Annotated in this window: 13 protein-coding genes; 9 read left to right on the plus strand and 4 right to left on the minus strand. The window is 70.0% G+C overall.

What is annotated here, in order from left to right; translation table 11 throughout:
- Positions 1 to 71 precede the first annotated feature (71 nt).
- From DFQ14_RS03230 to DFQ14_RS03260, 7 genes are all read left to right on the plus strand, one after another.
- Positions 72 to 935, plus strand: a complete 864-nt coding sequence (locus DFQ14_RS03230; RefSeq protein ID WP_114451450.1) for a hypothetical protein — start codon at positions 72 to 74, stop codon at positions 933 to 935.
- On the plus strand, positions 932 to 2137 hold the full coding sequence (gene fahA, locus DFQ14_RS03235; protein WP_114451451.1) for a fumarylacetoacetase: 1206 nt from the start codon (positions 932 to 934) through the stop codon (positions 2135 to 2137). The genes DFQ14_RS03230 and fahA overlap by 4 nt, the downstream gene beginning before the upstream one ends.
- 61 nt (positions 2138 to 2198) lie before the next feature.
- A complete protein-coding gene (locus DFQ14_RS03240; RefSeq protein ID WP_114451452.1) occupies positions 2199 to 2903 on the plus strand; it encodes an IclR family transcriptional regulator in 705 nt (234 codons plus the stop codon).
- A 233-nt stretch (positions 2904 to 3136) separates the two neighbouring features.
- Positions 3137 to 4663 carry a cytochrome ubiquinol oxidase subunit I gene (locus tag DFQ14_RS03245; RefSeq protein ID WP_114451453.1) on the plus strand — a complete coding sequence of 509 codons (1527 nt, stop codon included), beginning with the start codon at positions 3137 to 3139 and terminating at the stop codon, positions 4661 to 4663.
- A 50-nt stretch (positions 4664 to 4713) separates the two neighbouring features.
- Positions 4714 to 5730 carry a cytochrome d ubiquinol oxidase subunit II gene (cydB, locus tag DFQ14_RS03250; protein WP_114451454.1) on the plus strand — a complete coding sequence of 339 codons (1017 nt, stop codon included), beginning with the start codon at positions 4714 to 4716 and terminating at the stop codon, positions 5728 to 5730.
- An 8-nt stretch (positions 5731 to 5738) separates the two neighbouring features.
- Positions 5739 to 9095: a thiol reductant ABC exporter subunit CydD gene (gene cydD, locus DFQ14_RS03255; protein WP_246195870.1), complete on the plus strand. Its 3357-nt coding sequence runs from the start codon at positions 5739 to 5741 to the stop codon at positions 9093 to 9095.
- A gap of 99 nt (positions 9096 to 9194) precedes the next feature.
- On the plus strand, positions 9195 to 10343 hold the full coding sequence (locus tag DFQ14_RS03260) for a GAF domain-containing sensor histidine kinase (protein WP_114451456.1): 1149 nt from the start codon (positions 9195 to 9197) through the stop codon (positions 10341 to 10343).
- Positions 10344 to 10450: 107 nt separating this feature from the next.
- On the opposite strand, the gene DFQ14_RS03265 is transcribed toward DFQ14_RS03260, so the two are convergent.
- From DFQ14_RS03265 to DFQ14_RS03275, 3 genes are all read right to left on the minus strand, one after another.
- Positions 10451 to 11086 (minus strand): response regulator, encoded by a 636-nt coding sequence (locus DFQ14_RS03265; RefSeq protein WP_114451457.1) that lies wholly within the window; start codon positions 11084 to 11086, stop codon positions 10451 to 10453.
- 65 nt (positions 11087 to 11151) lie between these two features.
- On the minus strand, positions 11152 to 11739 hold the full coding sequence (locus DFQ14_RS03270; protein WP_114451458.1) for a DoxX family protein: 588 nt from the start codon (positions 11737 to 11739) through the stop codon (positions 11152 to 11154).
- A gap of 128 nt (positions 11740 to 11867) precedes the next feature.
- A complete protein-coding gene (locus tag DFQ14_RS03275) occupies positions 11868 to 12467 on the minus strand; it encodes a macro domain-containing protein (RefSeq protein WP_114451459.1) in 600 nt (199 codons plus the stop codon).
- A gap of 118 nt (positions 12468 to 12585) precedes the next feature.
- On the opposite strand from DFQ14_RS03275, the gene pheA reads away from it, so the two are divergent.
- Positions 12586 to 13509 carry a prephenate dehydratase gene (gene pheA / locus DFQ14_RS03280; RefSeq protein ID WP_114451460.1) on the plus strand — a complete coding sequence of 308 codons (924 nt, stop codon included), beginning with the start codon at positions 12586 to 12588 and terminating at the stop codon, positions 13507 to 13509.
- A complete protein-coding gene (locus DFQ14_RS03285; RefSeq protein ID WP_114451461.1) occupies positions 13506 to 14165 on the plus strand; it encodes a histidine phosphatase family protein in 660 nt (219 codons plus the stop codon). Before pheA ends, DFQ14_RS03285 begins: the two co-directional genes overlap by 4 nt.
- A 54-nt stretch (positions 14166 to 14219) precedes the next feature.
- On the opposite strand, the gene DFQ14_RS03290 is transcribed toward DFQ14_RS03285, so the two are convergent.
- Positions 14220 to 14570: a metallopeptidase family protein gene (locus tag DFQ14_RS03290; protein WP_114451462.1), complete on the minus strand. Its 351-nt coding sequence runs from the start codon at positions 14568 to 14570 to the stop codon at positions 14220 to 14222.
- Positions 14571 to 14584: the final 14 nt, after the last annotated feature.

Genomic DNA, 14584 nt, shown 5'->3' on the forward strand with positions numbered 1-14584 from the left:
ACTCACCCCGACGGGTGTGCGCTTTTCGGGCACCTTTGTTCACTGGCCGGTACGGCATTAGCGTGTCTGCCGTGTCAAGTGCTGTTGAACTCCGCGCGCCCGGTCCGCGTGGCATCCCACCCCTGTTCGCCCGGCTGATCGACGACGCCTCGTTGTTCCACCCGCACAACGCTGCGGTTCCGGAAGCGGTCGACAGTCATCTCCGTGCGCGCGCGGGGGAGTACTCCGGGATGCTGGGGCCGTTGCTGTGCCAGGCGTCCCGGTTGGCAGAGTTGATCACCGAGCTGGCCAAGGCGAAGCCGGACCGGCCGGTGCCGCTGTCGCTGGTGTGTGACAACGGACTCGGTGGAGTTCCCAAGGCACTGTCGATCATCGAGGATCGGCAGGAGTTGCTGGCTCTGGAGCGGGTGGAGATGCCCGCCCCCTCGGACGTCGACGACGTGTGGCTGGAACGGGTTTCCGAGTTCGTCCCCGAGGACGTGGTGCGGGTCGTCGAGCCCCGACGTGGCGAGGGATGGCTGGACGGTGTCCGCCGGGTCGCCGAACACGGGTGCTCACCGAAACTGCGAGCAGGCGGCCAGACCTACGAATCCTTCCCCGGTGTCGATGTCGTCGCCGACTTCCTGACCGTGGTCAGCACGCTGGACGTACCGTTCAAGACCACCTCGGGCATGCCCAGGGCGGTTCGCCACACCGACCCGGAAACCGGGTTTCCGCACCACGGGTTTCTCAATCTGCTGGTCGCCACCGCGCGCTCGCTGTCCGGGCAGGACATACACGAGGCGCTGGCCAGCACCGACTCGGCGGCATTGGCCAAGGAAGCACGCTCGCTGTCGAAGGAGGCCGCCAATGCCGTGCGCAGCGTGTTCGGCACGTACGGCTCCAGCTCCCTCGATGGTCCCGTGACCGAACTCAACGAACTGGAACTCCTGTGAGCTGGATCGACGACCCGGAGTTCGCGACGGGCAAACCGTTCGGCCCGCAAACACTGCCCTATGGCGTCCTGGGCACCTCCTCCGGGCCGGCCGTGGCGGTCCGCGTGGGCAGGCACGCGCTCCCGCTGCGCGGTATCGCCGAGGCTCTCGGGCCGCGCTTGGCGAGCCTGGTCGACGGCACCTGCCTGGACCCACTGCTGGCTGCGGGCAGCCGGGCGTGGCGGGAGTTGCGGGAGCGGCTGATCGACATCGTCACGGCCGACCGCGCTCCCGCGGGAGCCGAACTCCTGCGCGCGGACTGGCACACGCTGATGCTGCCGTTCACCGTGGCCGACTACGTCGACTTCTACTCGTCGCGGCACCATGCGGAAAACGTCGGCAGCATCCTCCGGGGCGGTTCCGCGTCGTTGCCGCCGAACTGGACGCACCTGCCGATCGGCTATCACGGTCGTTCCGGGACCGTGGTGGTCTCCGGTACCGACATCGAGCGTCCCTGCGGTCAGCGCAAGGTTTCCGGCGACTCGCGTCCCGTGTTCGGGCCGACACGGCGACTGGACTTCGAGGCCGAGGTGGGATTCGTCTGTGGCGGCGAGCAGGCCTCGGCGGTGCCCACCGCCGAGATCGGTGAGCACGTCTTCGGCGTCGCGTTGGTCAACGACTGGTCGGCGCGGGACGTTCAGGCGTGGGAGAGCCAGCCGCTCGGGCCGTTCCTGGCCAAGTCGTTCGCCACCTCGGTCGCAGGTTGGATCACCCCGCTGGAGGCGCTCGACAGCGCGCGCGTGTCCGTACCCGAGCCCGAGCAGGCGTTGCAGGACTACCTCGTCGAGTCCGAGCCGTGGGGGCTGGACCTGCGGTTGGAAGTGCAGTGCAACGACACCGTCGTGTCCCGGCCGCCGTTCGCCGAGATGGCGTGGTCGCCCGCCCAGCAGCTCGCGCACATGACGGTCAACGGTTCCACCGTGCGTCCGGGCGATCTGTTCGCCTCGGGCACGGTGTCCGGGCCGGAGCCCGGACAGCGAGGGTGCCTGCTGGAGCTGACGTGGGGCGGTACGGAGCCGCTCACCCTGGACGACGGTGAGCAACGCACCTTCCTGCAGGACGGCGATCGGGTGACACTGGCCGGGAGCGCTCCCGGCCCGGAGGGGACGGTGATCGGGCTCGGTGAAGTGACGGGCACGATCCTGCCCGCGGCTCGGAGGTGATCTGGTGAGCGGACACGTCCCCGGGCCCGGCCGGCCATCGCGATCGGGCCGCTCGGCTCGAGTGCATCGAGGTGAGCATGCCGACCGGACAGCCCAGCCTCCGGCGAACCGGCCCCCGGGCCCGGCGGAGCCCCCGCAGGCCAAGGAGAGTTCCCTGACGCTGGAGCGGGGACTCAACCTGCTGCAGGCCATCGCCGGTGCCGACAGTGCAGCACCCACGATCAGCGATCTGGCCACGTCCGTCGGTGTCAGTCGCGCGGCCGTGTACCGCCTGCTGGGGCCGCTGCAGGCTCGCGGCCTGGTGCGCCGGGAAGGTTCCAAGGTGCGCCTGGGGCTGGGGGTGCTGTGGCTGGCCGGGCGGGTGTTGCCGCAGTTGCGGTCCGCCTCGCTGCCCGCATTGCGGGAGTTGGCCGAGCGGGTCGGTGCCACCGTGCACCTCACCGTCGCCGACGGCAACGAGGCCCAGGCCATCGCCGTCGTCGAGCCGTCGTGGACGAGCTATCACGTGTCGTACCGGGCCGGGACCCGCCATCCGGTGCATCGCGGTGCCGCGGGGCGAGCGGTCGACCTGCCGGAGGGCGGGCCGCAGTGGGTTGCCGCCACCGGCGAGTTGCAGCACGGTACCTACAGCTTGGCGGCTCCGGTGCGTGGTGTGCCGGGACTGCGTGCCAGCGTCGGTGTCATCACGATGGAACCGCTGTCCCCGGACGAGGTCGGCCCTCTCGTACTGGAGACGAGCGCCACCGTGGCCGAGGCCCTGCGCTGAGGCGACCGCCTCGTCGAGGCCACCTTCCGGTGCCGAGGCCACGCACGGCCCTTCCGTGCCGGGATTTCACCTGATACAACTGGCGATCCGGGTGGCGGTGTTCACGCGGCTCGCTCCGGGGGCGGATTCCGGCACGCGGGACGAAGGTCCCCGGCCGAACGGGACCTGTGTCCGGCGGCAACAGGACGCTCGGCTCTACGGGACCGGCGGCCCACGCGGGCACCGTGAATCCCGTGGACGTGCTCGACATCGCCCGATGGCAGTTCGGGATCACCACGGTCTACCACTTCCTGATGGTGCCGTTGACGATCGGACTGGCGATCCTGGTCGCCGGGATGCAGACGGCGTGGTATCGCACCGGCAATCCCCGCTACCTGAAGATGACCAAGTTCTGGGGCAAGCTCATGCTGGTCAACTTCGCGATGGGCGTGGTGACCGGCATCGTCCAGGAGTTCCAGTTCGGGATGGCCTGGAGCGAGTACTCCCGGTTCGTCGGGGACGTCTTCGGTTCCATGCTGGCGATGGAAGGCATCGTGGCCTTCTTCGTCGAGTCGACCTTCCTGGGCCTGTGGATCTTCGGCTGGGATCGGTTGTCCAAGGGCGTGCACCTGGCCTGCGTCTGGGCCTTTTCCCTGGCCACTGTGTTCTCGGCGTATTTCATTCTGGCCGCGAACTCGTGGATGCAGCACCCGGTCGGCATCGAGATGGTCGACGGCAAGCCGCAGTTGACCTCGGTCTGGGCGCTGCTCACCAACAGCACCGTGCTGGCGGCGCTCCCGCACACGCTCTTCGGCTGCTTCGCCGTGGCCGGTGCTTTCCTGGTCGGCATCGCCGCCTGGAAGATCGCCCGGCACCACCGGGAGTCCGCTGTGGACAACGAGGACCGCGGGCTCTGGCACGCCTCGATGCGCCTGGGTGCCTGGGTCGGCGTCGTGGCCTTCGCCGGACTGGCGGTCTCCGGTGACGTTCAGGCCAAGCTGATGTTCTCCCAGCAGCCCATGAAGATGGCCTCCGCCGAGGCGTTGTGCCACACCGAGCAACCCGCCGGTTTCTCGGTCTTCGCCTACGGCGATGTCGGCCGCCCCGACTGCGAGAGCGTCAAGAGCGTCACCGTGCCCTACCTGCTGTCCTATCTCGCCAATGGCGACGTCACCAGCGAGGTCAAGGGCGTGCAGGAACTGCTGCCCGAGTACCGGGAGAAGTACGGCACCCACTACCCGGATGATCCCCGGCTCGGCGAGCTCGCCGGGGAACCGATCGACTACACCCCGAACCTGCCCGTCACCTACTGGGGTTTCCGGTTCATGATCGGCTTCGGTTCCGTTGCCGCTGCCGCGGCCGCCGGGGTGTTGTGGTTCACCCGCCGCGGCCGGTTCCCGAAGGGGCGCTGGGTGGGGCCGGTGGCGCTGGCGAGTATCGCCACACCGTTCCTGGCCAACGTCTTCGGCTGGATCTTCACCGAGATGGGCCGCCAGCCGTTCGTCGTCGTGCCCAACCCGAATCCGTCCGGGGTGGACGGCGTGTGGATGTTCACCGCCCAGGCGGTGTCCTCGGGGGTGTCGGCAGGGGAGATGCTCACGTCGGTGATCGCACTGACCGCTGTCTACGGCGTGCTGGCCGTCGTCGAGGTCTTCCTGATGGTCCGCTTCGTACGAGGCGGGGTGGAAGCCGTGATGCCCGCGCATCCGCCGGAAGGCGACGACGAGGACGAGGGCTCCGAGGGGAAGCAGTCCGATGACGTCCTGTCCTTCGCGTATTAGCGAGCATCGAATGATCACAAGTCGGCCCGCGACCCTCTGATGAGGAACTGATGGATCTGTCCCTGTTCTGGTTCTGCGTCATCGCCTTCCTGTGGCTGGGTTACCTGTTCCTGGAGGGGTTCGATTTCGGTGTCGGCATGCTGCTGCCGATCCTCGGCCGGGACGAGAAGCAGCGCCGCGTGCTGATCAACACGATCGGGCCGGTGTGGGACGGCAACGAGGTGTGGTTGATCGTCGCGGGCGGTTCCATGTTCGCAGCGTTCCCCGGCTGGTACGCCTCCCTGCTGAGTACCGCGTACCTGCCGTTTCTGCTTCTGCTGTTGATGCTGATCGGCCGAGGTGTGGCCTTCGAGTACCGGGGCAAGGTGGACGACCCGCGCTGGCGGCAGGTCTGGGACGCCGTCATCGTGGTCGCCTCGTGGGTCTCGCCGATGATGGTCGGCCTGGTGCTGTCGGCGACCGTGTTCGGCCTGCCGTTGAACGCCAACGGCGACCGTGTCGGCGGCCCGCTGGTCATCCTGACGGGGCCGACCGTCATCGGCGCGCTGGCGGTGTGGGGCTTTTCGTTCCTGCACGGGGCCGCCTTCCTCGCCCTCAAGACCACGGGTGATGTGCGCGAACGCGCCCGGCGATTCGCCCTGAGGTTCGGGCTGCCGCTGCTGTTGCCGGTCGTGCTGCTGCTGCTGGTCGCACAGCTCACCGAGGGCTCGCCGTGGACGTGGATACCACTGGTGATCGCGGTGGTCACCGCGCTGGCGGGGCTGGCACGTCAGGCGATGTGGCGCGACGGCCAGGCATTCGTGCTGCAGGGCATCGCGCTTGCGGGCGTGGTGGTCGCGCTGTTCGGGGCGCTGTGGCCGAACGTGCTGCCGTCCACGCTGAACCCGGCGTGGTCGCTGTCGATCTCCGAGGCCGCCGTCAGTGACTACACCCTGACGGTGGTCACCTGGGTCGCGGCGTTCGGCCTTCCGGGGGTGCTGGCCTACCAGGGGTGGACGTACTGGGTGTTTCGCAAGCGCATCGGCACCGCACACATCCCACCGGTACACGCACCGACCGGCGCATGAGGGCATCGATGTCACGAACTCCGCTGGGAGCACTGCCACACCTGTCGCCGTCCGCGCGGCGCGCGCTGTGGTTGTCGGGACTGCTGGCGGTGGCCAGGGCTCTCGCGCTGATCGTGCAGGCGTGGTCACTGGCCGACGCGCTGGCCGCCGTGGTCGTGCGTGGTGTCGGCCCCGCCGCGGTGTCCGAGCAGTTGCTCGTGCTCACCGGGGCGATCGTGGCGCGGGCCGTGCTCGGGTGGGCCACCGAGGGGGTGTCCGCCCGGGCGGCCGCCGGGGCGAAGGAGGAACTGCGTGCGCTGCTGCTCGACTCGGCGCTGCGGTGCGGGCCCGAGTGGATCCACGAGCGCGGTCCTGCCGAGCTCACGGCGCTGGCGACCAAGGGCCTCGACTCGCTGGACGCCTACTTCACGAAGTATCTGCCCGCCCTGGTCACCGCGGCGATCGTGCCACCGGTGGTGGGTGTGTGGATTCTGTACTCGGACTGGACGTCCGCGCTGCTCATCGTCATCACCGTCCCGCTGATCCCGGTGTTCGCCTGGCTGGTCGGGCGGTTCACCGAGAGCCGCACCGCGCGGGCCGCCGACGCGATGCAACGCTTGTCCGGGCATGTGCTGGAACTCATCCGCGCGCTGCCGGTACTGGCCGCGTTCGGGCGTGCGCAGGCGCAGGGAGAGGCGGTGCGCCGTGTCAGTGAGCAGCACCGCAGGAGCACGGTGTCGACGCTGCGCATCGCGTTCCTGTCCGCGCTGGTGCTGGAGTTCTTCGCGTCGCTGTCGGTCGCGTTGGTCGCGGTCGGTATCGGGCTGCGACTCGTTTCCGGTGATCTCGATCTGGCGACCGGCCTGCTGGTGCTCGTGCTGGCCCCCGAGTGCTATCAGCCGCTGCGCGCGGCCGGTGCCGCGCACCACGCCAGTGAGGACGGGATCGAAGCCGTACGCCGCGTCGACGAGATGATTCGGAGTGAACGGAACTTTCGCCCGGCTAGAAGTAACGAAAGTTCCGTTCACTCCGAACGTGTCGGTGGTGGTGCCCTCCGCGTGGAGGGCCTGCGGGTGTCCCGGCGTCGTGGCCATGCCCCCGACGGGGTGAGCTTCACCGCGCGCCCCGGCGAGGTCCTGCACCTGGACGGGTTCGACGGGATCGGCCCCAGCGGCAGCGGCAAGTCGACCACGTTCGCCGCGCTGCTCGGATTCGTCACTCCGGAGGCGGGGAACCTGTCCTACGGCGGCACCGATGTGGCCGAGCTCGATCCCGCGCAATGGCGGCAGCGGATCGCCTGGGTGCCGCAGCGCCCCGCGTTCACCGGTGGCACGGTCGCCGAGGAACTCGCCCTGGCCGCAACCGACCAGCCGGACGGCACCACCTCCGCTCGGACAGCGGCGCTGACCGAGGCAGCGGCAGCACACCTGCTCGAGCGCAGGATCGACCAACTGTCCACCGGGGAGCGTCAGCGCGTTGCGGTGGCGCGGGCGCTGCTGCGGCTGCGCGGACATGCGCGGCTGCTGCTGCTCGACGAACCGACCGCACACCTCGACGCCGCGACTGCCGGGAAGGTCAACGCCGCGATCCGGCGAGCCGCCGAGGCCGGCGCAACCGTGGTCCTGGCCAGTCACCGGCCCGGCGAGCAGGCCGTGGAACCCGAACCGGCGGCACAGGCGGCACTCGGGCCGGAGATCGATTTCCCGCGAGCACGGGGACGAATCCGCGACCTGATCACCCCCCGTTCCCTCGGTGGTGTCCTGCTCGGTGCGCTGTCGCTGCTGTCCGGCCTCGCCCTCACCGCCACATCCGCGTGGCTGATCGCGCGCGCCGCACAGCAGCCGCCGGTCCTGACGCTGACGGCCGCCGTCGTCGGCGTGCGCACCTTCGCGCTCTCGCGTGCGGTGCTGCGCTACCTCGAACGCCTCCTGACCCACGACGCCGCCTTCCGGCTCGCCGGCGATCTCCGGCGACGTCTGTGGGACGCACTCGTGCGCTGGGGGCCGGTGCGGACCGCCGGCCTGCGACGGGGGGACGGTGTTGCCCGGCTTGTCGACGATGCGGACACCATCCGCGATCTCGTCCCCCGCGTGCTCACACCGCCGCTGGTGGGAGTGGTCGTGGCGGCCTGCGCTGTTGCGCTGCAGACCGCTGTGCTGCCCTCGGCGGGTCTGCTGCTGGCGGCCTCGTTGCTTGTCGCGGGCACCGCCGGACCCGCTGTCGCGGTCGTGGTCGAGCGCCGCGCGACGGCGGCCGTCTCCGAAGGGCGCCGGATCGTCGGTGCCCGGGTCCTCGGACTCCTCGACGCCTCGGCCGAACTGCTCGCCTTCGGTGCCGGGGAGACACAGCGTGCGGAACTGGCCGAGGCCGACGCCCGCCTGGCGGCTCGAGCGCGCCGTGCGGCCGCGGGTTCGGGCGCTGCCACCGCCGTCATCATCCTTGCCGTCGGCATCGCCGTGCTCGGGGCGGTGTGGCTGGCAGCCGGTGCGGTGGCAGCCGGCCGTCTCGCCCCCGAGCTCGCCCCGCTGTTGGCCCTGGTGCCGCTCGCAGCGGCGGAAGCCGTCGCGGAGTTGCCCGCGGCGGCACAGCAGTGGCGCTCCCTGCGCGCAGCGCAGAGGCGTCTCGCCCCGCTGTTGGCGGTGGAAGCGGAACCGGGGCACGGCGGTGCTCCTTCCGGGGATGCTCCGGCAGGCGACGGTTCGACCGACGAGGAATCGGCCGGTGGCGTGATGCTCGACGCCGTGGACGCGTACTGGCCCGGGACGCGGCAGCCGGCTCTGCGCGATGTGTCGGTGCACCTGCCGGAAGGTGCGCACGTGGCCGTCGTCGGTCCTTCGGGGGGCGGCAAGTCGACGATGCTGGCGCTGCTGCTGGGGTTCCTGCAGCCGCGGCGCGGCGAGGTGCGTGCCCCGCGGCGGGTCACCTGGTGCCCGCAGGAACCGCAGCTGGTGTCCACCACGATCCGGGAGAACCTGCGCCTGGCCGACCCCGCGGCCACGGACACCCGGCTTGCCGAGGCCCTGCGTCTGGCCGGGCTGGCGGACTGGGGTGCTCGCCTGGACGCCCGGATCGGTACGGGTGGCACGGCACTGTCGGGTGGGGAGGCGCAGCGGGTGGCGCTGGCGCGGGCGCTGCTCGGCGGTGAGGACGGGCTCGTGCTGCTCGACGAACCCACCGCACATCTGGATGTGGCCACGTCCGAGGAGCTGCTGGCGCGACTGCACCGCGAACTGCGCGGCCGGACGGTGGTGCACGTGACCCACCGCTGGTCGGAGACCGTCCACGCCGACATCGTCCTGCATGTCGAAGACGGCGAGGTCGGTGTCGTCCGCTCGGAGAAGTCGGAGGAGGCCGCTGCGGTGCCGCACGAAACCGGGCACCGCTGATGCCCGAACGCGAAACGGCGGTCACCGGTTGTGACATTCGCCGTCTTTCCCGGCGCGAACCGTCCCATGTGCCCGTGGAGCTATAGCCTCGTGTATGTCATGGATTCCGCACTCGCCCGGCGTATGCTCGCGGCGTCGACCGAGATCACCAAGGCCGCCTTGTCCGGTGAGGATCCCGACGCCGTCCTCCCGCTGGTGGTGCGGCGCGCCGCCGCACTCACCGAGTCCGATCTCGGGCTGGTCATGGTCAGCGCCGACGACGGCCACCTCACCGTGGAGGCCTCCTACGGCGGTCCGACCTCCCCGGGGCCGCTCGACGATCCCGTCGGCTCGGTGCTCTCGCCGCGCTCGGCCGCCGCGCGCGTCGCCCGCAGCGGCGTGCCCGCGGTCGTCGACGATCTCATCGACGACCCGTTGACCGCCCCTTACGTGCCATCGGCCCTGCGGGTTTACGGCCCGTTCGCCGTGGCTCCCTTCGGGACCCGCGAGCGCCGCCTCGGCGCGCTGGCCGTCTACCGGCGGCGGGGAGCGAGCTCGTTCACCCGCGTGGCGGTGGACGTGCTCACCTCGTTCGCCGCGCAGGCGGGGCTGGCCCTGGTCCTGGCCGAAGGTTCGACCGCGCGCCAGCGCATCGCCGTCTACCAGGAGCGCGAGCGCATCGCCCGCGACCTGCACGACGTCATCGTGCAGCGCCTGTACGGAGCGGGTGTCCAGCTCGACGTGCTGGACCGGCGATTGTCCGGCCGGCTGGACGAGGCCGACGCGGCACGCCTGGCCGAGACGATGGATCAGATCGATCAGACGATCGCCGAGGTGCGCGCGACCGTGCATGCGTTGAGGTCGTCCGATCCGGAGACCGCGGAGCAGGTACCGGACCTGGCCGACTCGATGCGTTCCGAGGTACGCACCGCCGGGGAGCTGCTGGGGCGCCCGCCGAAGCTGGAGATACACGGTGATCTCGGTGATGTTCCCGTGGCGGTGGCTGATCACGCGCGGGCCGCGCTGCGCGAGGCCCTGTCGAACGTGGTGCGGCACTCGGGCGCGCAGACGGTGCTGGTCCGGGTTCGCCGCTCGGAGTCCGCTCTGGTGCTGCAGGTGATCGACGACGGCTGCGGCATTCCCCGGGACGTGAGCAAGCGTGGTCTGCGCAACATGGAGGAGCGGGCGACGGCCTCGGGGGGGCGGTGCACGGTGCACTCCTCCCCGGACAGCGGTAGCACCGTCACCTGGGAAGTCCCCCTGTCCTGAATTGAGACGGATGTCGGAAGGTCGCTACCTGATGTGGCCTTCAACGCAGCAAGGCGCCAAATGGGGCGGCGGTTCAGCAAGCACCTACGCAAGCCGTCAAATATTCATCAACCCTGGCGGCGGGCGACCCAGGCTGCTGCCTGCGTCCGCCGCTCCATGCCGAGCTTGGCCAGCACCGCGGTGACGTAGTTCTTCACGGTTTTCTCGGCGAGGAACAACCGCTCGGCGATCTGCCGGTTGCTCAGGCCCTCCCCGATGAGCTCCAGGACCCGCCGTTCCTGGTCGGTGAGCTCGGCCAGTTCGTCCTCGCGCCGGCTGGTCGATTCGCGCAACCGGTCCAGCACGCGCCGGGTGGTCACCGGGTCGAGCAGGGAGCGCCCTGCCGCCACCTCGCGCACCGCGTTGACGAGGTCCTGACCCCGCACCTGTTTGAGCAGGTAGCCGGACGCCCCGGCGTTGATCGCCCCGACCAGTGCCTGCTCGTCGTCGAACGCCGTGAGCACGAGGCAGTGCGGTGCCGACGGCAGCTCGCGCAGTTGCCTGCACAACTGGAGCCCGTCCCCGTCGGGCAGACGCATGTCCACCACGGCGACGTTCGGCTCGGTGGCTCGGGCACGCACGAGTGCTTCGTCGACACCGCCCGCCTCGGCGACGACCCGCACGTCCTCCTCGGTGTCCAGCAGATCCCGCAGGCCACGACGGACGACCTCGTGATCGTCGACGAGCAGTACACGTACCGGCACGTCTCCCACGTTACGAGCCGGAGTGTGCTGCGGGGTCGGCGAGGGGGCCGGTGGGACACCGCGCCTCAGCCGGTCTTCGCCCGCTCCTTCTTCGTCTTCGCGGTCTTCGCGCCTTGCTTCATGCCCTGCTTCTGAGCCTTCTTCTGGGCCTTCTGGGCCTGCTTGCTCGAGAGCTGACCCGCGAGCTGGGCCTGGTCGGTGAGCCGCTGGGCCCCGTAGCGCGCGCGGTACCCCACGGAGGGCTTGCCCGCCGTGTCCACCGACGCGATCAGCAGCCCGCCCAGCAGGCTGAGGTTCTTGATGAACTGGGTCTGCTGCATGGCGCGCTGCTCGGCGTCCTCGTACTCCCAGTAGGCGTGCTGGGAGAGCGTGGTCGCGGTCAGGCTGCCGGTGAGCAGCAGTGCCGACAACCGGGGGAACTTGCCCAGAGCCAGCATCGCCCCGGCCCCGACCTTCACCGCCCCGTCGACCTTGACGAGGGTTTCCGGGTCCGTCGGGACCTGCTCGGGTACCGAGTCCTTCACCTGCCCCACGGTCTTGTCCAACCACGGCGTGGCGGCCTTCGCATGGCCTTCCGTGTCGCGCAGGGCCCCGATACCGCCGTAGATGAAGATCGAGGCGAGCATGGGACGGGCCAAACGTCGAATGAGCATCAGTGGACCTCCTCAAGACAGGCGAATGTGGACGACATTACTCAATGCGTCCCCAACTTGCCCGTTCGTGAAACGAAGGCCCGGACACTCCGGCTGATCCGGACGGGTGGTGTCCGCCGGACGGGGATTCACCGGGGAGGGGCGTGGGCGAACACCTCGTCCCACGCCGCGGCGACCTGCCGGGCGCACAGCTGCGGTGAGACGCCACCGATACCGGTGCCCAGCCCGGGCATGGCGATGGAGCGCACCACATGCCGTACAGGGGTGCCGTTGTCCAGGGCGGCGCCGGCCCACAGGCGCAGCATGGCCCGCGCCGCGAGATACGGGTGCACGGTGTCGCCGGGAAGTTGCTCGCCCGGTTCCCGCATGGTCGGTGCGCTGATCAGCCACGCGGGCCTCGGCGCTCCGGTCGGCACCAGCAGGGCTTCACCGACGGGCAGTTCGCCGCCGTGATAGGCGAGCACGGCGCTGCGCACGTGTTCTTCGAGGTCGGGGAAGGTGCGTGCGTAGACCGCATCGACACCGCCTCGCATCCACCCGTACGAGTTGGCGGGGCTGACCACCGCATCGGCCTGCACATCCAGCACCGACCCCTGGTGCGTGGTGATGCCGTCACGGCCGGCGGCAATGTCGTGCCAGGCTGCGGCCAACGGTTCTTCCAGCGCACACAGGGTCAGCCGCAGAGGCGGCTGCGCTTCGTCGCCCGAGCGCTCCGAATCCGCAGTCACACCCCAAGCATCGCAGGAAAATACCCCGATGTGTCATTGGGTGGGTCACACTTGCCGGACATGATGTTCACCACTCCCGGTGACATGTCGTCTCCGGGAAGGTCCGTAGGCTGGGCCTGTGCCGCGAATCGCCTTTCTGGGGCCTCCGGGCACGTTCACCGAGCAGGCGACGCGTGCCCTGACAGCCGACTTCGATGCCGAACTCGTGCCCTTCGACACGGTGCCGAACGCGCTCGACGCCGTGCGTTCCCAGGACGTCCTTGCCGCCGGGGTGCCGATGGAGAACTCGGTCGAGGGGTCGGTGTCGGCCACGCTGGACGCGTTGACGATGGGCGAGCCGCTGGTCGCCGTCGCGGAAGCGGTGCTGCCGATCCGGTTCCACGTGCTCGTTCGCCGGGGAACCACGGCCGGGGCGGTGTCCACGGTGGCCAGCCATCCGCACGCGATCGCCCAGGTACGGTCCTGGCTCGACCGGCACCTGCCCGAGGCTCGGGTGCTGACGACCTCCTCGACGGCGGCCGCAGCGGCCGAGGTGGACGGGGGCCATGCGGATGCCGCCGTCGTCGCCCCGGTGGCCGCGGAACGCCATCCGGCGCTGGTGCCTCTGGACACCGGTGTCGCCGATGTCGCGGATGCCCGGACGCGGTTCCTGCTCATTCGCCGCCCCGGTGCCCTGCCCGAGCCCACCGGAGCGGATCGCACGTCGATCGCCGTCGTCGCGCACGACGAGGTGGGCGCGCTGACGGAGGTGCTCTCGGAATTGTCGCTGCGTGGGATCAACCTCAGCCGCATCGAGTCCCGCCCCATCAAGGACCGGCTCGGGGAGTACCGGTTTTTCCTTGACTTCGACGGGCACGTCGCCGACGCCCGGATCGGGGACGCGCTGACCGGGCTGCGCCGCCGGTGCGAGGAAGTACGGTTTCTCGGCTCCTACCCGAAGGCCGACCGGTCGCCGGCCAGCGTGCGCCCGGCGGCCTCCGAACAGGCTTTCCGGAAGTCGATGGAATGGCTCGCCGAGGTGCGTGCGGGGCGGCTCGCATGACGGCGAGCGAGTTGCTCCTGCCCATCGGCAGCGCGGGTGTGCGTCTGGTGCTCGCCCGGCACGGGCAGACGCCGTCGAACGTGCGGAAGGTGATGGACACGCTGCCGCCCGGACCGGGCTTGACGGAGGCGGGCAGAAGTCAGGCCGAGGGGCTTGCCGAACGCCTGTCCGCCGAGAAGGTGGTCTCGATCCATGCCAGCCGCGCGGTACGCGCGCAGGAGACGGCCGAGCCGCTGGCGAGGCGGCACGGGATCCCCGTCGACGTGGTCGACGGGATCCACGAGGTCCGTGTCGGTGAGCTGGAAGGCAGCGGTGACGCTGCGGCACGCAGGCAGTTCGAGGATGTGTACGCGAGTTGGCACGCGGGCAGGATCGACGAGCCGATGCCCGGTGGTGAGACGGGGCGCCAGGCTCTGACCAGGTTCCTGGCCGCCACGGGTGAACTCCTGTCGGATGTCACGGCAGGCACGGTCGTGATGGTCAGCCACGGGGCGATTCTGCGGTTGGTGGCCGGACACCTTGCCGCCGACGTCGACAGCACGCGCGCCAATTCCGCATTCCTGCCCAACGCCGGGATCATCGTCCTCGAACCCGCCGAGACCGCGACCGGGTGGCGCCACGTGCAGTGGGAGGGCCTCGGAAACCTCCGGTTGTAGAGCCGGCGGTCACCCGATCCGGTGGCTCTTGCCGTCCGGTGTGCGGGTACCCGCTCAGGCCCAGCCGAGTTCGTGGAGCGTGTCGTCGTCGATGCCGAAGTGATGCGCGATCTCGTGCACCACGGTCACCGCGACCTCGTCGATCACGTCCTGTTCGCTGCCGCAGATGTCCAGCAACGCCTCCCGGTAGATCGTGATCCGGTCGGGCAGGACCCCGCCGTAGGTGCTGTCCCGTTCCGTGAGCGCGATCCCCTCGTACAACCCGAGCAGGGAAGTGTCTTCGGGATTGCGGTCCTCGACCAGGACGACCACGTTGTCCATCGCGCCGGCGAATTGCTCGGGAATCGTGTCCAGCGCTTCGCCGACGAGTTCCTCGAAACGGGATCTGGTCATTTCCACAGGCACGTGTGTTCCTCCTG

It is taken from the genome of Halopolyspora algeriensis, from assembly GCF_003337235.1.
Taxonomy (GTDB): Bacteria; Actinomycetota; Actinomycetes; order Mycobacteriales; family Pseudonocardiaceae; genus Haloactinomyces; species Haloactinomyces algeriensis.